Annotated in this window: 19 protein-coding genes, 1 tRNA gene and 2 pseudogenes; 8 read left to right on the top strand and 14 right to left on the bottom strand. The window is 70.2% G+C overall.

All coding sequences use genetic code 11. The features are described from left to right. Nucleotides 1–823, top strand: a pseudogene (locus C1I98_RS16460) (hypothetical protein); the annotation flags it as partial. 191 nt (nt 824–1,014) lie between these two features. On the opposite strand, the gene C1I98_RS16455 reads toward C1I98_RS16460, so the two are convergent. From C1I98_RS16455 to C1I98_RS16445, 3 genes are all read right to left on the bottom strand, one after another. Then, entirely contained in the window at nt 1,015–1,368 is a 354-nt protein-coding gene (locus tag C1I98_RS16455) for a hypothetical protein (RefSeq protein ID WP_146607479.1), read from the bottom strand. 203 nt (nt 1,369–1,571) lie between these two features. Then, nucleotides 1,572–3,284 carry an FAD-dependent monooxygenase gene (locus C1I98_RS16450; RefSeq protein WP_111168329.1) on the bottom strand — a complete coding sequence of 571 codons (1,713 nt, stop codon included), beginning with the start codon at nt 3,282–3,284 and terminating at the stop codon, nt 1,572–1,574. Between the two features lie 3 nt (nt 3,285–3,287). Then, nucleotides 3,288–4,250 (bottom strand): MBL fold metallo-hydrolase, encoded by a 963-nt coding sequence (locus C1I98_RS16445; RefSeq protein WP_111168328.1) that lies wholly within the window; start codon nt 4,248–4,250, stop codon nt 3,288–3,290. 96 nt (nt 4,251–4,346) lie between these two features. On the opposite strand from C1I98_RS16445, the gene C1I98_RS16440 reads away from it, so the two are divergent. Together C1I98_RS16440 and C1I98_RS16435 are read left to right on the top strand one after the other, a co-directional pair. Next, nucleotides 4,347–4,883 (top strand): MarR family winged helix-turn-helix transcriptional regulator, encoded by a 537-nt coding sequence (locus tag C1I98_RS16440; RefSeq protein WP_111168327.1) that lies wholly within the window; start codon nt 4,347–4,349, stop codon nt 4,881–4,883. Between the two features lie 45 nt (nt 4,884–4,928). Next, entirely contained in the window at nt 4,929–5,582 is a 654-nt protein-coding gene (locus tag C1I98_RS16435) for a nitroreductase family protein (RefSeq protein WP_233507916.1), read from the top strand. 545 nt (nt 5,583–6,127) lie between these two features. Here the strand turns inward: C1I98_RS16435 and C1I98_RS43940 are convergent. The 3 genes and pseudogenes from C1I98_RS43940 to C1I98_RS16420 all read right to left on the bottom strand — a co-directional run. Next, complete coding sequence (locus C1I98_RS43940) at nt 6,128–6,526, bottom strand: FAD-dependent monooxygenase (RefSeq protein WP_233507915.1); 399 nt, start codon at nt 6,524–6,526, stop codon at nt 6,128–6,130. Further along, nucleotides 6,526–6,942: a Rossmann-fold NAD(P)-binding domain-containing protein gene (locus C1I98_RS43935; protein WP_233507914.1), complete on the bottom strand. Its 417-nt coding sequence runs from the start codon at nt 6,940–6,942 to the stop codon at nt 6,526–6,528. Before C1I98_RS43935 ends, C1I98_RS43940 begins: the two co-directional genes overlap by 1 nt. Nucleotides 6,943–7,068: 126 nt before the next feature. Next, a pseudogene (locus C1I98_RS16420) lies at nt 7,069–8,019 on the bottom strand (IS256 family transposase); the annotation flags it as partial. Between the two features lie 258 nt (nt 8,020–8,277). Between C1I98_RS16420 and C1I98_RS16415 the strand changes: the two are divergent. Continuing rightward, nucleotides 8,278–9,597, top strand: coding sequence for an IS256 family transposase (locus C1I98_RS16415; RefSeq protein WP_438672088.1), 1,320 nt, complete (start codon nt 8,278–8,280; stop codon nt 9,595–9,597). A 275-nt stretch (nt 9,598–9,872) separates the two neighbouring features. Here the strand turns inward: C1I98_RS16415 and C1I98_RS42910 are convergent, their stop codons facing one another. The 8 genes from C1I98_RS42910 to galU all read right to left on the bottom strand — a co-directional run bounded on the left by C1I98_RS42910 (nt 9,873) and on the right by galU (nt 15,274). Beyond that, a complete protein-coding gene (locus C1I98_RS42910; protein ID WP_199536988.1) occupies nt 9,873–10,100 on the bottom strand; it encodes a hypothetical protein in 228 nt (75 codons plus the stop codon). A gap of 353 nt (nt 10,101–10,453) precedes the next feature. Then, nucleotides 10,454–10,527 (bottom strand) — tRNA-Ala (locus C1I98_RS16405). Between the two features lie 75 nt (nt 10,528–10,602). Beyond that, a complete protein-coding gene (gene sepX, locus C1I98_RS16400; protein ID WP_146607477.1) occupies nt 10,603–11,256 on the bottom strand; it encodes a divisome protein SepX/GlpR in 654 nt (217 codons plus the stop codon). Nucleotides 11,257–11,380: 124 nt separating this feature from the next. Beyond that, the gene (locus C1I98_RS16395) at nt 11,381–12,025 is read right to left on the bottom strand and encodes a GNAT family N-acetyltransferase (protein WP_113986679.1); all 645 of its coding nucleotides are present in this window, start codon (nt 12,023–12,025) and stop codon (nt 11,381–11,383) included. Between the two features lie 61 nt (nt 12,026–12,086). Continuing rightward, entirely contained in the window at nt 12,087–12,590 is a 504-nt protein-coding gene (locus tag C1I98_RS16390; RefSeq protein WP_111168321.1) for a MogA/MoaB family molybdenum cofactor biosynthesis protein, read from the bottom strand. Continuing rightward, nucleotides 12,587–13,057: a cyclic pyranopterin monophosphate synthase MoaC gene (gene moaC, locus C1I98_RS16385; protein WP_111168320.1), complete on the bottom strand. Its 471-nt coding sequence runs from the start codon at nt 13,055–13,057 to the stop codon at nt 12,587–12,589. Before moaC ends, C1I98_RS16390 begins: the two co-directional genes overlap by 4 nt. Continuing rightward, nucleotides 13,054–14,262, bottom strand: coding sequence for a molybdotransferase-like divisome protein Glp (gene glp / locus C1I98_RS16380; protein WP_111168319.1), 1,209 nt, complete (start codon nt 14,260–14,262; stop codon nt 13,054–13,056). The genes moaC and glp overlap by 4 nt, the downstream gene beginning before the upstream one ends. A 25-nt stretch (nt 14,263–14,287) precedes the next feature. Next, entirely contained in the window at nt 14,288–15,274 is a 987-nt protein-coding gene (galU, locus tag C1I98_RS16375; protein WP_111168318.1) for a UTP--glucose-1-phosphate uridylyltransferase GalU, read from the bottom strand. A gap of 24 nt (nt 15,275–15,298) precedes the next feature. On the opposite strand from galU, the gene C1I98_RS16370 reads away from it, so the two are divergent. The 4 genes from C1I98_RS16370 to C1I98_RS16355 all read left to right on the top strand — a co-directional run bounded on the left by C1I98_RS16370 (nt 15,299) and on the right by C1I98_RS16355 (nt 19,412). Continuing rightward, complete coding sequence (locus tag C1I98_RS16370; protein WP_111168317.1) at nt 15,299–15,868, top strand: 5-formyltetrahydrofolate cyclo-ligase; 570 nt, start codon at nt 15,299–15,301, stop codon at nt 15,866–15,868. Nucleotides 15,869–15,936: 68 nt separating this feature from the next. Beyond that, entirely contained in the window at nt 15,937–17,445 is a 1,509-nt protein-coding gene (locus tag C1I98_RS16365; protein WP_111168316.1) for a potassium/proton antiporter, read from the top strand. A gap of 138 nt (nt 17,446–17,583) precedes the next feature. After that, nucleotides 17,584–17,925, top strand: coding sequence for an FmdB family zinc ribbon protein (locus tag C1I98_RS16360; protein WP_111168331.1), 342 nt, complete (start codon nt 17,584–17,586; stop codon nt 17,923–17,925). A gap of 674 nt (nt 17,926–18,599) precedes the next feature. After that, complete coding sequence (locus C1I98_RS16355; protein ID WP_111168315.1) at nt 18,600–19,412, top strand: S-methyl-5'-thioadenosine phosphorylase; 813 nt, start codon at nt 18,600–18,602, stop codon at nt 19,410–19,412. The last annotated feature ends 2 nt before the right edge of the window (nt 19,413–19,414 follow it).

Raw genomic sequence — 19,414 nt, 5'->3', positions numbered from 1 at the left:
CCAGGCCGCCGGCGTCTTCGACAACGTCACCGTCGAGGGCGGTACCACCGGCAGGTGGGACAGCGACTCCGTCGGAGAGATGAACCACACCGACTGGGAGAAACACCACAACGCATCGGGAGCCGTGGAGAAGGACGGCTTCATCACGATCAGCGGGACCGGCGACATCGGGCCGCTGGGCGAGGAGGGCACGCGTACCGTCGAGAGCACGCTGCCCGGCCTGCCGGTCGTGCTGATCATCGTGGTCGTCGTCGCGGCCCGCCATGGCGCCCGCACGAGCGGTGCGGCGGCATCCCGGCGAGTGATCCTCACCCGGGCAGTTGTCGTCGCGGGCGCCACCTTCGTCACCGGTCTGGTCGCGGCCGGCGTCGTCCTCCCGGCGGGCATGGCGAGCCTGGCGGGCAACGGCATCGTGGTGCCGACGCTGCCGGTGCCGACCGGCGCGCGGGTGATCGTCGGCCTCGCGGCGGTGCTCGCGCTCTGCGCCGTCGTCGCCTACGCGCTCGGCGTACGACTGCACCGCGGCTGGTCGGCGACCCTCGCGGGAGTGTCGCTGATCGCTCTGCCCTTTGCTGTCACGGCGTTCCCACTGCTCCCCGACGCGGTCTCCGACTGGCTGATGCGGCTCACGCCGGCCGCCGGTTTCGCGGTCAAGCAGACGATGGCGGAGTATCCGCAGGTGACGGCACACTACGCGCCGTCAGCCGGGTACCTCCCGCTCCCGGGCTGGGCCGGGCTCACCGTGCTCTGCGCATACACGGTGATCACCATGCTGATCGCCATCGGCCCTGAGCAGGCCGAAAGGCCCGACCGCCCGCGCTGACCGGCACGCGCGAGCGAGGCCGAACTGCTCACCGGCCACCCCGGGGTGAATTCCGGCTGTTCAGGCCATTCCACAGCAGATCATCACCGCGCTCGTGCCAGGCCGCCTGCGGGCGACCGCTCAGCGAGCCACCGCGGTCGGCGCGGCCGAGACCGCGCCGCCCGCGGCGCCCTTCACACGCCCTCTTCCAGTCAGGAGGCCCAGATGATGCACCAGCGACTGAAGTACTTGCCGCCGGGGTGGTAGGCGGTCGACAGCGCACCGTTGCCGGCCCAGTTACCCAGGACCGTGTCGCAGTTGAAGCCGGAGCTGCACCACTGCGCTCCGACGCGATACGGGATGGAGTTTTCGGCGGCGCACGTTATGACGACCTTGGTGTCGGTCTTCTCAAGGGGCTTGCACCACCGCGCGGCGGCGCTGCCGGTGCTGCTGGCGTCGGCGGCTCCAAAGCCGGCGGTGGTGAGGACGGTGGTGAGGGCCGCGACGGCGGCGGCCTCGGGCAGGAACCTGGTGCGAAGGGCGGGCAGGAAGCGCGGGACTTGCATGAGCATCTCCTTCGAATCTGGTGCCGATCGCGGACAGGGCCGGGCCGGACTCGTCTCCATCGACCTGTCAGGACCCGCGGCGGGGAGCCGGTACGTCCGGTGCGGAGTCACCCGCCTCGGCGTGAACAGGTCCATGTCCACGATCTTGGCGAGCCACGCTCACCGCGCCCTCACCGCGCCCCTCAATGACCCGGCGTGGAAGGTCAGGTGCGCTCGGCGTTCTTCTGCGTAAACCGGGTGCCCTGGCCACGGTGTGGATCTCGGCCGGCCCCGGCACGGCCAAGGGAGCGATGCAGGGCTGTCGTGATCTCGGCGGCCGATGGGTGGATCAGCACCGCCGCGATGTGCGCGTCCGGCCGGACGATCCACAGCTCGCCCGGCCGCGCGGCGAGGGCCTGTCTCACCGCGCCGGTGTGGTCGACGTCGCCGAGGCGCAGCAGCCGGACCGGTGCCCGCGTGGCCTGGTGCGCGGCGCGCAGGACCGCGCCCTCGTTCGCGCTTCTGCCGTCCGCGCTGTCGTCCGCGCTGTCGTCCGCGCTGTCGTCCGCGCTGTCGTTCGTGAGCAGCAGGAAGCCGTCCCTGGCCAGTTCGCGCAGCCGGGTGACGCGCGTGCCGATGACGGATACCGGGGCGTCCGGGACGATCACGCCGGGCGCGGCCGGGGGCACGGCGCCGCGCGGCGGCCGGCCGGCGAACGGGCGCGACGGGTCCGGCGTGGTCAGGGGCGAGTCCACGTACCAGAACGGCTCGGCGAGGCGGCCGGAGTCGACCGCCGCCCGCGCCTCCGGGTCGGTGGCCGCCGCCGCAAGCGTCGATTCCCGCACCCGGCGCTCCTCCTCGCTCCCAGGTACCAGGAAGCGCATGGTGGCAGCGGTGACGTCGAGGTTCTCCAGGGCGGCGGCGTGCCGCTCGGCGTGGTAGCCGTCGAGCAGCTCTTCGCCGGCCCAGCCGTTGAGCACGAACGCGAGCTTCCAGGCCGCGTTCTCGGCGTCCTGGACGCCCGAGTTGAGTCCGCGGGCGCCGAACGGTGAGACCAGGTGCGCGACGTCCCCGGCGAGTAGTACCCGGCCTGCCCGCATGCGGTCCACGATCCGGGAGTGGAAGCGGTAGACCGAGCTCCACACCACCTCGTACGGCCGCTCCCCGATGACGGCGCGGATGCGCGCGTCGCGCCCGCCCGAGGCCACCTCCCGCCGGTCGTCGTGATCGGAAGGCACCTGCCAGTCGATGCGGAACGTCGAGCCGGGGCACGGATGGATGAGCACCTGGCGGCCGGGGTTCCACGGCGGGTCGAAGTAGAAACGCCGCTCCGAGGCCCAGCCGGGCAGGTCGGCGCGGATGTCGCAGATGAGGAACCGGTCGTCGAAGGAGTGCCCGTCGAAGCGCAGGCCGAGCATCTCGCGTACGCGATCGCCCTTCGCGCCCGCGCACGCCAGCACGTACGCCGCCCGCACGGCCACCTCGCCACCGGAGGTGCGGCAGGTCAGCGTCACCCCGCCCGTGTCCTGGGAGAGGCCGGTCACCTGATGGTCCCAGCGCACGTCGATCAGCGGCTCACCGGCGATTCGCGCATCGAGCAGCTCCTCGGTACGCGACTGCGAAAGGTTGACGAACGGCGGGAACGCGGGCCGCCCGGCCTCGGCGAACGTGTAGCTGAACAACTCCCGTTCCCGATGGAACGTGCGGGCCGTGGTCCAGGTCAGCCCCTCGGCGGCGACCTGCCGCCCCACGCTCACCGACTCCCACACGTCGAGTACGTCCCGCTGCTGCACGATCGCCTTGGAGCCGACCGCGTCCCGGAAGGGACGCGCGTCCAGCAGCACGGTCGGCACACCCCAGCGGGCCAGCAGCAACGCGGCGGTCTGCCCCACGGGGCCGTTGCCCAGCACGGCGACCGGCGTCTCGATGATCGCCATGCCTCAGCCCTGTAGCTCGGCCCAGACCTGACGGTCACGCTCGGCCGTCCAAATCGCCGGCCGCTCGACGCCGGACAACTCGTCCCACAGCCGCGACACGTCGAACGGCAGGCAGTGCTCGAAGATCGGCCACCCGCCGTAGCGGCCGACGAGGGCGGCGTGGGCGGCCTCGAACGCCTCCTTCAGCGTCCCGCCGCGCTCGTACACCGTGCCCACCTCGCGCAGCATCACCTCCAGGAAGTGCCGGGTCTGCGCGATCGCGGCCGCCACGGCGTCGCGCCCGCGCGCCACCGCCCCGCGCCCGCCGACCACCACCTCCGCCTCGAACGAGGCCACCCGGTCGAGCGTGGCGGTGGCCCACTCGCGGTGGAAGGCGTCGCCGGTGTAGAGGGCGGCCCGCGACTCGACCAGGTCACCGGCGAACAGCACCTTCTGCCTGGGCAGCCAGGCCACGATGTCGCCCTCGGTGTGGCCGCGCCCGCAGTACTGCAGGATCAGCTCGCCCCGGTCGCCGCCGAGGTCGATCGTGAACCGGTCGGAGAACGTGGCGGTGGGCCGGGTCAGCCCGGGGATGGAGGCGGGCTCCTTGAACAGGCGCGGCATCCGCCCGTACTCCGACTCCCAGTCCTGCCGGCCGCGTTCGGCGATGAGCGCCCGGGTGTTGTCGTGTGCGACGATCACCTCGGCGTCGAAGGCGCTCGCGCCGAGCACCCGCACCGCGTGATAATGCGACAGGACCAGGAATTTGACCGGTTTGTCGGTGTGCTCCCGCAGCCGGGCCAGCCACTCGCGGGCGGCCACGGGCGTGGCCATGGCCTCGAAGCAGACGAGGAAGTCCTCGCCCTCCACGGCGCCCACGTTGGGGTCGCCGTCGGCGGTCAGCGCGTAGACGCCGTCGGCGAGCACCTCCAGGGTCTGCTGCTTGTCGTCGAGGTCGGTGGACGAGGCGAACGCCTTCGGCGTCATGGCGCAGCTCCAGATTTAATCAAAGGTTTTATTATTCGGCGATGGTACGTCCCGTGGCCGTGCTTGGGAACCCCCGCCGCGCCGTAGCCTTGCGCTATGGCCGCCGAACCCGAGCCGCGCCCGCTGGACTTCCTCTCCTTCGTCGACCACGCGATCAGCCACACCGCCGGCGCGCTGCCGCAGGCCGACCTCGACGCCATGCGCCTGGTGCTGACCCTGCACCGGGTGACGAACGCGCTGGTCTACGACCTGGAGTCGTCCGTACACCGGCCGCGCGGGCTGAGCTGGCCGGGCTTTCGGGTGTTGTTCGTGCTCTGGCACGCAGGGCCTGCCGAGGCCAAACGGGTGGCCGAGCTGTCGGGCATGAGCCGGGCGGCCGTGTCGGCCCTGGTCAACACGCTGGAACGAGACGGTCTCGTCTCCCGCCGCCAGGCCGACCACGACCGGCGCGCCGTCCGGCTCAGTCTCACTCCCGCCGGGAACGACGCGATCATCGGCACCTTCGAGGCGCACAACCGGCGCGAGCAGGCATGGGCGGGCACGCTGACCGACGACGAGCGCGGGCGGCTGGTCGAACTGCTGGAGAAGCTCATGGAGGGCGCGGACCTGGTCGCCGCCAAGCGGCGCGTGTGATCGACCTGGACACGGCGCCCAGCGCCGATCACTCCGGCAGGCCGTGTGCGAGGAGGCTCTGCGCGGCGGCCCGCGCGTGCCGGCCATAGCCGGCGACGCGCGATCTTCTCCCTGGCCGGTGCCGCGCCCTCCAACTCCAACGCCCAGCCCTGGCAGGTAGAGGTGGCCGGCGGCGCGGTACGTGACCGCCTGGCGGACGCCCTGCTCAGAGCCCACGCCGAGCAGCGCCTCTCGGTCGACTTCCCGTACTCAAAGGACATGTACCCCCAGACGCACCAGGCCCGGCGGGCGGAGTTCGGCGCCCAACTCTACGGCGCGCTGGGCATCGGCCTTGACGACCACGCGGCGCGGGCGGCCTACGACGCCGAGAGCCTGCGCTTCTACGGAGCGCCGCACGTGGCGTTCCTGTTCGTCACCGGCGACGGCGGGCCGAGGCTGGCCGCGGACGTCGGCGCGTACATGCAGACGCTGCTGCTGGCGATGACCGCCTACGGCGTGGACAGTTGCCTTCAGGGGCTGCTGAGCTTCTACGCCGACACCATCCGCGCCCAACTCGGCATCACCACGGGAAAACTGCTCGTGGGCATTTCTTTCGGCTATGCCGACGACGCCGCGCCGGTCAACCAGATCACCACCGGGCGGGCCACCCTCGAGACGACCACGGCATTCCACGGCCGGCACTCAGGTGGCCTGCCATGATCCTGCGCGGCCGTGCCATCACGCCCCTGCACCGGGCCCCGCCCGCCCTGGGCGGCAAGCTCGCCGAGGACGACTCCGCGCACGAGTTCAGGTACGGGGCCGACAGTAGTCCACGCCACCCACGAGACCTGCGCGTCGCTCCGCTCGTTCGCCTTGTCTGCGGCGCGGACGCCAGTGCAGCCGGAACGGCTACGAGGTGATCCCTACCACCTGCGGATCGAAGTCCAGCAGGATCAGCCGGTCCCGCTCCAGCCATGATTCACAGCCGGCATGGTCGCGAGTTGTCGCTGACCGGTACCAGCCGGCGAAGCACCGGCCGCCCTTGGCCCAGCGGAACCCCCGCCAGGCGGCACATGATGCTCGAACCAGGTCCGCAGTTGCCGCTCGCCATCGAAGTAGTCCAGGTCGAAAGCGCTGAGCGCGGACTCGCCGTACGCAGGTGCCGGTTCCCTCACCGTCTCTCCTGGAACTCAAGTGTCCGTTCTCATCCATCGTGTCAGGGAGCCATGTCGGCGAGCCGCGCACCGACAACTGCCTTGTGACACCTACGGCTTGGCCGACGAGGTGATCGGCGACGATCCGGCCGGGGCAGCGGAGTCCGGCACTCCCGCGTAGTCGGGCAGTTCGATGCCGTTGATCGCGCGCCCGACCAGCTCGGTGAACCATTCGCCGGCGAAATCGGGGCACGGCTCGGCGTCTGGCGCGGGGACGTCGCGGCTGCGGGCGTTCAACCGGGCGATCTCCTGGTTGGCCTCGACGCACGAGCGCATCCGCGCCTCGTAGCGGGCGAACCCGGCGTCGGGGTCCCATCCGGCGGCGGCCAGCTCTCCGGCCAGCAGGTAGGCGCCGACCAGCGCCAGCCCGGTACCCTGCCCCGACATCGGCGAGGAGCTGAACGCCGCGTCCCCGAGCAGCCCCACCCGTCCACTCGACCAGCGGTCCATCACCACCTGGGCGACCTGGTCGAGGTAGAAGTCCGGGGTGTCGTCCAGGTGCGCGAGATGTCAGGGGTCAACCAGCCCAGGCCCGCCATCCGCTCACGCAGCAGGACCTTCTGGGCCGCGACGTCACGGTAGTCGACGTCGAAGTCGGCCGAGGCGAAGTAGAACATGGCCATCGCCCGGGTGGCGTCCTGGATGGGCCGCAGCAGGGCAGAGCGCCCGGACTCCTGGTCCTGGTACTCGAGCAGCCGGCGGTCCAGCCCGAACTCGTTGGGCACACTGTAGAAGGCCAGCACGTGCCCGAGGTGGCGGAGGAACCGCTCATGCGGCCCGAAGACCATCGCTCGCAACGCCGAGTGCAGTCCGTCGGCCCCGATCACCAGGTCGAAGCGCCGCCGGCTGCCGCCCGCGAAGACCACGTCGAGGCGACCCCGCGCGCGTCCACCGCCTGCCCGCCGGGACGCGGCTCAGGAGCCCGCTCCACCACGGTCACCTCGGCCCCCCGCCGGCGCAGCCAATGGGCCAGCGCGGTAGAACCGCTCCAGCGCGGCCGCTTCGGTGGGCGCGGTGCAGACGGGCTTGAGCGCCTTGGCGATGGCGTCCCAGTGCCGGCGGGCGGCATACCGGAACGAGGCGCGCAGCAGATGAACGACGCATGTCTGCACGACGGCCCGGGGCCAGACCGTCTCGATGGCCTGCGGCAGCCCCTTCAACCCGTCGCAGACCACCATCAGCGCATCACCGACGCCGCGATTCTTGATCTCGGTCAGCACGTGCAGCCAGAACTCGGCGCCCTCGCCGCCATCCCCGGCCCACAGCCCGGGAATGCCACGCTCGCCGTCGACAGTGACCACCGGCACGACGTAGACGGGCCGGTTGGCGACCTGGCCCTCGCGCAGCTTCACATGAACGGCATCAATGAAGATCACCGGGTAGACGGGATCCAGCGGCCGGTTCTGCCATTCGGCCATCCCCTCCAGCACCTTGTCGGTGATCGTGGAGATGGTCTGCTTGGTGACCTCGGCGCCGTAGACCTCGGCCAGGTGCGCGGAGATCGCCCCGGTGGTCAGGCCCTCGGCGGCCGGTGAGATGACCATCTCATCCACCCCCGGCAGGCGCCGTTGCCGCTTGCCCACGATCTTCGGCTCGAAGCTGCCGTGCCGATCGCGCGGCACGGTGATCTCGACCGGCCCGACATCGGTGATGACGGTCTTGGACCGGCCGCCGTTGCGCATATCGCCGCTCTCGTTGCCGGAACGCTGGTGCTTGTCGTAGCCGAGATGGCCGGTGATCTCACCCTCCAGGGCGGACTCCAGCACCAGCTTGGTCAGCCGGCCCAGCAGCCCGTTCTCGCCGACCAATTCCAGGCCCTCGGCGCGGGCCTGGCCGACCAGCCTGGCCACCGGTTCCCGATCCGTCGAGTTCTCGGGCTTCTTGCGCGCCACCGCGGCGTCCTCCAGGTCGATCTGTGTCGGTGCCTGGATCACGGTACTCATCGGGTGCGTCCTCCATGATCAGGAGCCACACCGTTCTTTGTACAGTCCCCTTCGACGCCGGTAGTAGAGACGCTGATGATCAAGGCGCCGCGTGGTGCCAGATGGCTGTGCTGGCAGTCCAAACCTCATGAGCGGCCGAACGGCGCAACAACGATCAGGAACGTCGGTGTTGAGAGTGACGGCCGGGCACTGCTGGAGGCGGCCGCTCACCAAGACGGACGGCACCGCCCATCCGACACCGCCCAGCAGCCGGTACCACTGCGGGAACCGCTCGGCGATCAGGTACCGGACCTGCTGCTGGAACGCTCACGCGACGGTGCGGGCGGACTACGCCTGACCGGCGAGGGCTCGATGCTCGCAGAACTGATCAAAGCGGTGCTGGAACGCGCGCTGGAAGCCGAACTGTCCTCCCATCTGGGCTACGGCAAGCACGAGGTCGCCGGCCACGGCAGCGGCAACTCCCGTAACGGCAGGATCGGCAAGACGGTGCAGACCGGGGTCGGGCCGGTCCGGCTGGCCGTGCCCCGGGACCGGGCCGGGACGTTCGAGCCGGTGCTGGTGCCCAAACGGGCCGGGCGGATCTCCGGCGGCCTGGACGCCATGATCATCAGCCTGTACGCGCACGGCATGAGCGTCCGCGACATCCAGCACCACCTGCGCCAGATCTATGAGGTCGAACTGTCGCACGAGGCGATCTCCAACATCACCGACGCCGTGCTGGAGGAGGTCCGCGCTTGGCAGGCCCGCCCGCTGGAGGCCGTCTATCCGGTGGTGTTCCTGGACGCCATCGTGGTCAAGGTCAGAGACAACCACGTCGTGCAGTCCAAACCCGCCTACCTGGCCGTGGGCATCGACACCGAGGGCGCCGAGCACGTGCCGGGGATCTGGCCGGCCAAGACCCCGACCGAGACCGCGACCGCCGGGCAGTCGGCCCGGTTCTGGAGCGCGGTGATGACCGACCTGAAGAATCGCGGGGTGCGGGACGTCCTCATCGCCCGCACCGACGGCCTGAACGGCGCCGTCCACGTCGCGTTTCCGCACACCACCGTGCAGACCTGCGTGGTGCATCTGATCCGCAACGCGCCGCGGCCGGTGGCCCGCCGCGACCGCGCCGCGGTGGCGGCCGAACTCCGCAAGATCTACACCGCGCCTGACGCCGAAGCCGCCTTCGACGCTCTGGCCAACTTCACCGCCTCCGATTGGGGCAGGCGCTATCCGCAGGCGGGCCGCGTGTTCGAGGCGGCCTGGGACCGGTTCACGCCGTTCTTCGCCTTCACTCCCGGAGTGCGTCGGCTGCTCTACACCACCAACGGCATCGAGTCGCCGAACTACCAGTTGCGCAAGGTCACCAAGGCCCGGGGACACTTCCCCGGCGATGACGCGGTGGTCAAGCTCTTGTGGCTGGCGATCATCAACATCGAGGACAAACGCGCCCGCGAACGCGCCGCCTGCAAGGACGAGACCGGCAAGACCAAGTCCTCGCCCGGCAGCGCGCGTCTGATCGAGGGACAGCGCACCATCGGCTGGCGTGAGGCGCTCATCGAACTCGACATCGCTTATCCAGGACGGATCAGGTAAAGGCGGCTCTCTGGCTACCGGAAGCGATCTTTACCCACTTGAAGTGACAACCTCATCCGGAGGGGGCCGACTGCGGCACGAATTCCCGGGCCGGATGAAGCGCTCGCCTCGATGTGGTTGGCGTGGCAGTGGTTACGAGATCCGCAGGCGGTCCAGTTGAGGGTCGTAGCAGTGCGGACCGAGTTCGGTCGCAACTTGGACCGCGTACGCCGAGGCCTCGTCCGCACGGCGGTACACCATGGGGAAGTAGACGTAGGGCCCTGCCGCCTCTCCGATCAGCGGGGACGTTGACCAGGGATAGCCTCATAGCCGTCGTCATCCTTCACCTCGTCCAGGTCCGGCCAGCGCCGCAGGAGCCGCTGCACGAATTCTGCGATCAGAGGAGTCGGCGGAATGTCGATGTCCGCGCGGATGTACTCGTCATACAGGGCGGAATGTATCTCTCCCGCTTCTTGATCATTCGCGGGACGCTCGTCCTCCCACACCACAAGGGCACAGCTCATGCCGGGATGATGTCACTGCCGTGGTTCGAGGTGCTGGCGCCTCGGTTCGCTGCCGCAGCCCACATGAATGGGCCATTCACGTTTTCACCCGGTCGGCCGCTGGGCTGCGGCCCTGGATGACGGTGAGCTTGTTGCTCCGTGATGGGGCCCTGTCTTCTTCGGGGTGCGGCGCGATTCTCGTGCTCCTCCAGCGGCCTGACACCACCTGAGCCTTCCGCGGCACCCACCACACCGGCCCCAAAGACGCCCGAACGCGACTCGGAACCCTCTGAAACGACGAGATCCCGCCCGATCACCAAGATCAGACAGGATCCCGTCGACTTCAGCTCGGCCATTTCAAGAACGGCCCTGGGTGGAGCTGAGGGGATTTGAACCCCTGACCCCCTCGATGCGAACGAGGTGCGCTACCGGACTGCGCTACAGCCCCTAGGACTCGACCAGGTTAGCAAACACTTGGGGTTTCTCGCGCCATCGGCCCGATGATGCACGGGTGGAGCCAAGATCAGTCGCCCACAGCGCGGCGGGGTGGGTCGGCGTACTGGTCGAAGATCTCGTCGGGCTGGTGGGCTGTGAGGTCGATGATCTCGGCCTGGGGTTGCTGAGCGGCGAGGTCGAGGGCGCGGCGGCGGGCCCGGGCGCGTCTGGCGCGGGCCTCGGCGGCGTGGCGGGCGTGTTCTCTGTCCAGTCGTACGGCGGTGCGGAGTACGGCCAGGTAACCGAGCGTGAGCAGGGCCGACGGGGCGATCCCCCACCATGGGATGACCCGGACCGCCGCGGTGATCACCGAGGCGAGGATGAGCAGGGCGCACCAGAACAGCCGCCGGCGGCGGGTGGCGACCACGACGGCGCGGCGGCGATGGGCGGCGCGGCGCAGGTCGGCGGCCGGTGGCGGCGCGACGGCGGTGTCCGCCTCGACCGGGGCCTCAGAAGTCTCAGCGGCCTCAGCCTCACTGACCTCCTCCGTCTCCGCGGAATCGGGCGACCCCGCGGCGGCGGGCGCGGTCATGATCGGGCCGGTGTACTCTTCGCCGACGCCGTCGTGAACGCCCAGGTCACGCGGCTCTACAAGGTCACCCTTGTCGCGGCGCAGCCACATCGGGATCAGTACGCCCAGCCACATGAGCACGATGGCGACATAAAGGAGGGCGCTGCTCACGACCACCCCCGGGCAGCATGAAGACGCCTGGGGACTCTTGGCGTCTTCGATGTGCTCACGTCACGCACCGTAAGACCGCGTGTCACTAATTGACGAGCATTCGGTGCGGTGTGTCGCGAGATCGTCAAACCTCTTCATGGGGAGGGCCACCATGCGCGGCCGACTCCCTGGCTCTCCTCCACTGGACCAGAAGCCCTCTGGGGGCGTCCTCCACGGTGATCGCGTAGCAGATGTGATCCCGCCAGGCGCCGTCGATGTGGAGCTGACGGCGGCGGATGCCCTCCTCGCGAAATCCGAGCTTTTCCACGACCCGCCGGCTGGCCTGGTTCTCCGGGCGGATGTTGGCCTCCAGCCGGTGCAGGCCCGAAGTGAAGAAACAGTGATCGACGGCCATCGCCAGCGCCGTGGGGATGATCCCGCGCCCGGCGAGGGCCCCGTCGATCCAGTAGCCGACCTGAGCAGAACGCGCCGAACCCCACACGATCGCCCCGATCGTGAGCTGTCCGGCGAAGGCCCCCCGATAGGTCACCACCCACGGCATCGCCAGCGCCTGCCTGGCCTCCCTGCGCAGTGTGGAGGTCATCGAGATATAAGGACCCAGACCGGTGCGAAACAGCGGCGTCTCCGGGTTGCTCGGCTCCCACGGGCGCAGCCAGTCGGCATTGCGCAAGCGCGTCTCCCGCCAGGCCCGCACGTCGCGCAGGCGCAACGGCCGGAGCCCCACCGGCCCTTCGGTCAGGACTGCCGGCCAGCCGCGAAGTCGATCCACATCACCATCATCCCCCCTAGCGGCACGAGGCCGCATCCCCGCTCATGCCGGACCAGTCACCTCATGTCGCTGGTGGTCGCCGGTGGTCGCCGCCGTGCATCTGCTCGACGGCGTGCCGCAGGATCGGGGCCAGTACGGCCATGCCGTCCCGGACGCCTCCCGACGAACCAGGAAGATTCACCACAAGGGTGCGCCCGGCCTGCCCGGCGAGCCCACGCGAGAGCACGGATGCGGGCACTTTGTCGCGATTGGCCTGTCGTACGGCTTCCGCAATGCCCGGAACCTCGCGGTCGAGGACGCGCCGGGTCATTTCGGGCGTGAGGTCGGTCGGGGTGAGGCCGGTGCCCCCGGTGGTGACGATCACGTCGTAGCCCTCCGCCAGGCCCGCCCGCAGGGCGGCCTCGACGGGCTCCCCGTCGGGCACCACGCGCGGGCCGTCGACCGTGTCGCAGCCGGCGTCGCCGGCGAGCAGGGACGCCAGCAGCGGACCGGATTCATCCGGGTAAACCCCGGCGGCGGCCCGGTTCGACACGGTGATCACCAGGGCCTTCAGCAGGGCCTTCATGGGCGGGTCCAGACGCCGGTCTTGCCGCCGGTCTTCTCCTCCACCCGGACGTCGCTGATCAGGGCGGCCGGATCGACGGCCTTGACCATGTCCATCAGCGCCAGCGCGGCCACCGAGACGGCGGTGAGCGCCTCCATCTCGACCCCGGTGCGGTCGGCGGTCTTGACCGTCGCGACGATCTCCACGCCCTCGTCGACGACGGTGAGCGAGACCTCGACCCCGTGGACGGCGATCGGGTGGCAGAGCGGAATGAGGTCGGGTGTCCGTTTCACCCCCATGATCCCGGCGATCCTGGCCACGCCGAGCGCGTCGCCCTTCGGCACCTCGCCCGCCCGCAGGATCGCGACGGCCTCGGCGGACAGCAGTACCCGGCCGGCCGCGCGGGCCGTACGGGCGCTGACGTCCTTCGCCGAGACGTCGACCATGCGGGCCGCGCCCGAATCGTCCAGATGTGTCAGCTTGCTCACAGCGGGATCACCTCCACGGCCGCGCCCTCGGGAAGGTCGGTGACGTCTTCAGGGACCACCACGAGCGCGTTGGCGGCGGCGAGGGCGGCGAGCTGGTGGGAGCCCTGGCCCCGCACCGGGGAGGCCACCGCGGCGCCGTCCGGGCTCCAGGTGAGCGTGGCGCGCAGGAACGAGCGCTTGCCCGGAGGCGAGCGCAGGGCGGTCGCGGTGGTGGCCCGCACGGTCGCGGTCGCCGGCGGCAGGCCCTGCATCTTGCGCAGCGCCGGCCGTACGAAAAGGACGAACGAGACGAACGACGAGACCGGATTGCCGGGCAACGCGAAGATCGGAACTTCGTCGTCACCCACCATCCCGAAGCCCTGCGGCATGCCCGGCTGCATCGCCACCCGCTGGAAACCGACCGTGCCGAGCGGGCCCAGAGCCTCCTTGACCGGCTCGTACGCGCCCATCGAGACCCCGCCGCTGGTGATCACCGCGTCGGCCCTGACGAGCTGCGCGTCGAGCTGGTCGAGGAACACCGCGGCGTCATCGGGCACGACCCCGGCGCGGAAGCCGTCCGCGCCCGCCTCACGGACGGCGGCGGTGAGCGTGAAACTGTTGGAGTCCCAGATCTGGCCCGCGCCGAGCATCGAACCCGGCTCCACCAGCTCGGCGCCCGTGGACAGCACCACGACCCGCGGACGCGGCCGTACCAGCGCCCTGCGCCGCCCCACGCCCGCCAGGATGCCGAGCTGGGCCGCGCCGATGTGCATGCCCGCGCGCAGCACCACCTCGCCCTTGTGAACGTCTTCGCCCGCCCGGCGGATCGCGTGCCCGGCGGGCGCGGGGCGGGTGATCGCGACCGAGGTCTTGCCTCCGTCGGTCCACTCCACCGGCACGACGGCGTCGGCGCCCGCGGGCATCGGGGCGCCGGTCATGATCCGCACGGCGTGGCCCGGCCCCACCGCGTAGAGCGCGCCGTCGCCCGCGGCCACGTCATCGATCACGGGCAACGTGACCGGGCTCTCTCGGGCGGCCCGCCGGACGTCCTCGGAGCGTACGGCGTAGCCGTCCATGGCGGAGTTGTCGAAGGGCGGCAACTCCACCGGTGTCGTGACATCTTCCGCCAAAGTGGTGCCGAGCGACCGCTCCAGCTCCACTTCGAGCGGCGCGAGGGTGCGTACGGTCGCCAGGATCTCGGCGAGGTGCTCGTCCACCGATCTCATGCCGGCCGTCCTTCCTCTTGATCGTTCAGCGGTCTCGGAGGAACTCACGAAGCCAGGGTACGAACTCTGGGGCGAGGTCGGGACGCTCAGCGGCGAACTGCACCACCGTGCGCAGATAGTCGAGTTTGTTCCCGGTGTCGTACCGCCGCCCCCGGAACAGGACGCCGTGCACGGGCCCGCCCTCCGACCTGTCGCGCCGGGCGAGTTCCTGAAGGGCGTCGGTGATCTGGATCTCCCCGCCGCGTCCCGGCGGGGTCTTCTCCAGAACCGGGAACACCGTCGGGTCGAGCACATAGCGGCCGATGATGATCCAGTTGGACGGGGCCTCGTCCACCGGCGGCTTCTCCACCAGGTCGGTGACCTTGACGACGTCGTCCTCGTCCGTGGGCGCGATGGAGACCACGCCGTACATGGACACCTGCTCCCTCGGCACCTCCATCAGGGCGATCACGCTGCCGCCGTACTCGCTGCGGACCTGGAGCATCCGCTCGAGCAGCTTGTCGCGCTCGTCGATCATGTCGTCGCCGAGCAGCACGGCGAACGGATGCTCGCCGACGTGCTGCTTCGCGCAAAGGATGGCGTGCCCGAGCCCCAGGGCCGTCCCCTGGCGCACGTAGTGGATCGCCGCGAGATCGTCGGACTGACGGATCAGCGCGAGCTTCTCCTTGTCGCCCTTGGCCTCCAGAGCGCCTTCAAGTTCGATCGCACGGTCGAAGTGGTCCTCCAGCGGACGCTTGGTACGGCCTGTCACCATGAGCACGTCGCTCAACCCTGCGGACACCGCTTCCTCGACGACATACTGGATCACTGGCTTGTCGACGATGGGCAGTAGTTCCTTGGGCGTGGCCTTGGTAGCCGGAAGGAACCTGGTTCCCAGGCCCGCTGCGGGGACGACGGCCCTCGTCACGACGTCGCGTGCGGCGTCGTGGTCGGCCTTGCCCGCGTTGGCGGCGATGTCAGCGGCGATGTCAGCGTTGGTGGCGATGTCAGCCTTGTCAGCGATGTCAGCCATGGAGGAAACCCTAGTGGAGGAGCTGTGGACAAACGGATGCTGCGGCGCACCATCGTCGCGGCGCGTCGGTCCATGTCCGAAACCCGACGCCGCGCCGGTGCGGCGTCCGTCCGCGAGAGCCTGATGGACCGCCCATGGGTGCAGATGGCGGGCCTGGTGGCCTGCTACTGGTCCACCGGCGAGGAGCCGCAGACGCACGGGCTGGTGTTCGCGCTGTGGAAGCACGGCGCGACGGTGATCCTGCCGGTACTGCGTGCCGACCACGACCTTGACTGGGCCGTGTACGACGGGCCCGACTCCCTGGAGCCCGGCCGCTACGGGATCATGCAGCCGGTCGACGTGCGGCGCGGGGTGGACGCGATACGTACGGCCGCGCTCGTCATAGTGCCCGCACTGGCGGTGGACAAGAAGACAGGTGTACGGCTGGGCAGAGGCGGGGGATCTTACGACAGGGCCCTCGCACGGGTAGGACCCAACGTGCCCACCGTCGCGCTGCTGCACGACGGGGAGCTGATCGAGGGTGTGCCCGCGGAGTCACATGACCAACGCGTACGGTACGCGGCCATGCCGTCCGGGATGATCGCACTCAGGTGATTTCCGGCCTCATGGGGCACAATATTCCCACCAGTGAATAGGAGGCGCGGGGCCGAGAGGGGAGCCAGGTGAAGCTCGATATCTGGCTGCTTCTCGGGGCCGGCGTGGTCATCGCGGCGATCGTCGCGGTACGCATCGTGCACCGCAGCGGCCTGCCCAGCCTGCTCATCTTCCTCGGCCTCGGCCTGCTGCTCGGCGAATCCGGCGTGCTCGGCATCCCGTTCGAGAACGCCGAACTCGCCCAGCAGGTCGGTCTGTCCGCACTGGCGCTGATCCTGGCCGAGGGCGGGCTGACGACGTCCTGGAGCCACGTACGTCGTGCCGTGCCGTTGGCCGCGGTACTGGCGACCGTGGGCGTGGCGGTGAGCATCGCGGTGCTCGCGCTGGCCATCCGGGGGGTGCTGGACACCGACTGGCGTACGGCGCTGCTCCTGGGCGCCATCCTGGCCTCCACGGACGCCGCCGCGGTCTTCTCCGTACTGCGCCGCCTGCCGCTGCCACCGCGCCTGGCCGGGATCCTGGAGGCCGAGTCCGGCTTCAACGACGCGCCCTGCGTGATCGCGGTGGCACTCCTCAGCGTCGCCAAGGTGCCCACTCCGGGGCTGTGGGAGTTCATCGGGGAGGCGACCTACGAACTGGGCATCGGAGCCGCCGTGGGCCTCGTGGTCGGCCCCGTGGGGTCGTACGCCCTACGGCGCATCGCCCTGCCCGCCTCCGGCCTCTACCCCATCGCGGTACTGGCCCTGGCCCTCGTCGCCTACAGCGGCGCGGCGATCCTGCACGGCAGCGGATTCCTGGCCGTGTACCTGGCGGCGCTCATCCTCGGCAACACCCGTCTCCCGCACCGCTCGGCCACCCGCGGCTTCGCGGAGGGCGCGGCCTGGCTGGCCCAGATCGGCCTGTTCGTCATGCTCGGCCTGCTGGCCAGCCCGACCGAGATGCCCTCCGCGATCGTCCCCGGACTGGTGGCCGGCGTGACCCTCCTCCTGGTGGCGCGGCCGGCGTCGGTGATGGTGTCGGCGGCTTTGGTACGGCTGGCCGGGATCGACCGGCTGAGCTGGCGAGAGCAGGTGTTCCTGTCCTGGGCCGGACTGCGCGGCGCGGTGCCCATCGTCCTCGCCACCATCCCGTGGGCGGCGGCGGTGACCGAGGCCGAGACGGTGTTCAACGAGGTCTTCATCATCGTGATCGTCCTGACGCTGGTCCAGGGGCCGACCCTGCCGCTGATGGCCCGGCTGCTGAAGGTGAGCGCCCCCGCCGAGGCCCTCGACCTCGAAGTCGAGGCGGCCCCGCTCGAAGAGCTCAACGCCGACCTGTTGCAGGTCAAGGTGCCGCCGACATCGCTGCTGCGAGGCGTGGAGATCTTCGAACTGCGCCTGCCGTCCGGGGCGGCGGTGACCCTCATCGTCCGGGAGGGGCGCAGCTTCGTACCGTCCACCACGACCCGCATCCGCCAGGACGACCAGCTCCTCGTCGTCACCACCGCCGCCTGCCGGGACGCCGTCGAACGCCGCCTCCGCGCGGTCAACCGCCGCGGCAAACTCGCCGGTTGGTTCGGGGAAAGTGGCGCCTCCTGAGTACCTGGTCACGGGGCGAAGTCGGTCAAGTCACCCGGAATTGCGCGCAGCCAAGTGGCGTTTATGCTTGTCGGCTGCGTACCATTAGCAGTCGCATCGGCAGAGTGCCAACCGATGCGGATCACAGAGGAGGAGCGCGTGCCCACCTACCAGTACGCCTGCACCGCCTGCCAAGAGCAGTTCGAGGTCGTGCAGAAGTTCACCGACTCCGCACTCACGGAGTGCCCGACCTGCAACGGCGCACTGCGCAAGGTGTTCTCCGCGGTCGGCATCGTGTTCAAGGGCTCGGGGTTCTACCGCACCGACAGCCGTTCATCGAGCACCTCCGGTACGGCTCCCGCGTCGTCCTCGAAGTCGGGGTCCGAGAGCAAGAGCGAGGGCGGCTCCAGCTCGGACAAGTCGTCGTCCGACAGCGGTTCCACCAAGAGCGCCGACACCCCCAAGCCCAGCACCCCGGTGACGGCCACCAGTTCCTCCTAGCGGCCGACGTCCGGACACCGGGTAACCGCTGCTCATGCAGTGCCCACGCCGCCTCCTCGACCCCGAGGCGACGTAGCCGCCCTGCGCTGAGCCGGCGGAGGGCCGCCGTCTGCCACCACCCCGCGCCGCCTCCCAGGCACCCGAGGCGACACCAAGGCCGTAGCACCCTTCGGCGACAATCCGCCGACCAGCACCACGCCCCATGCCCCATGCCCCATGGCCCTGAACGCCGGATGGCCTGCTACTCCGCGCCCCAAGACGGCCTTCCACAGGGCCAAGGCGACACAGCGCCTCCAGCCCGAACCGGGCAATCCCCTGGCGGCAATGCGCCGCCCCGGCCGATCAGGGGCCTGCTGTCCCGTCTAATCGCCCGGACAGCCTGCGCGACTCCCGAAACCCATCGGCCGTCCCACCCACATCACCCGGTAGCCCCTCGCCCATAGCCTCCGGCGGGAGAAACAGCCGCGATAGCAGCGATCTGTCGCCGTCCTATCCACCAGAACCGGCTCGGGGCCTCTGCGGCGCATGTCGCCTCCCCGCCGCCCTCCTCTCCTTCCTGTCCCCCAGCAGCAGCCGCAAGTTATCCACAGGCCACCGACCCAGCCGTCTCCCCCTTATCCACAGAACGGCGTTCGGTCCCCTGCGGCCGCAGGCCAACGGGCTAATGTCGCCGCATGGTCAATCGAGCACAGATCGGCGTAATCGGCGGCTCCGGCTTCTACTCGCTCTTCGACCGTGGCGACGCGGAAGAAGTCGAGGTGACGACCCCCTACGGCCCACCGAGCGACGTCGTGACCGTCGGCAAGATCGGTTCCCGCACGGTCGCCTTCCTGCCCCGCCACGGCCGCGGCCACCGCTTCCCGCCGCACCGCATCCCCTACCGTGCCAACCTGTGGGCGCTGCGCTCCCTCGGCGTCCGCCAGATCGTGGCCCCCAGCGCCGTCGGTTCGCTCCGCGCCGAGCACGGCCCAGGCGTCGTGGTCATCCCCGACCAGCTCGTGGATCGCACCACCACCCGCGAGCAGACCTACTACGACACCGGAGGCGCCGTCCACGTCCCCTTCGCCGACCCCTACTGCCCCACCGGCCGCTCGGCCGCCGTCGCCGGTGCCAAAGCCTCCGGCTGGGATTCCGTCGACGGAGGCACCCTCGTCGTCATCGAAGGCCCCCGGTTCTCCACCCGCGCCGAGTCCCGCTGGTTCGCCGCCAACGGCTGGACCATCGTCGGCATAACCGGCCACCCCGAGGCCGTTCTCGCCCGCGAGCTCGCCCTCTGCTACACCTCGATCTCGCTCGTCACCGACCACGACGCCGGGGTGCAGACCGGCGAGGGCGTCACCCAAGCAGAGGTCTTCGCCGTCTTCGCGGCCAACATCGCCCGCATGCGTTCCCTGGTCGCCGACACCGTTCGCGCCCTCCCCGACGACCGCGCCTGCCCGTGCGGCCACGCCCTCGACGGCATCAAGCTGCCCTTCGAGCTGCCCTGAAC

Origin of the sequence: Spongiactinospora gelatinilytica (genome assembly GCF_003236385.1) — a bacterium.
Lineage (GTDB): Bacteria > Actinomycetota > Actinomycetes > Streptosporangiales > Streptosporangiaceae > Spongiactinospora > Spongiactinospora gelatinilytica.
This window is presented reverse-complemented; position numbering and strand designations above follow the sequence as displayed.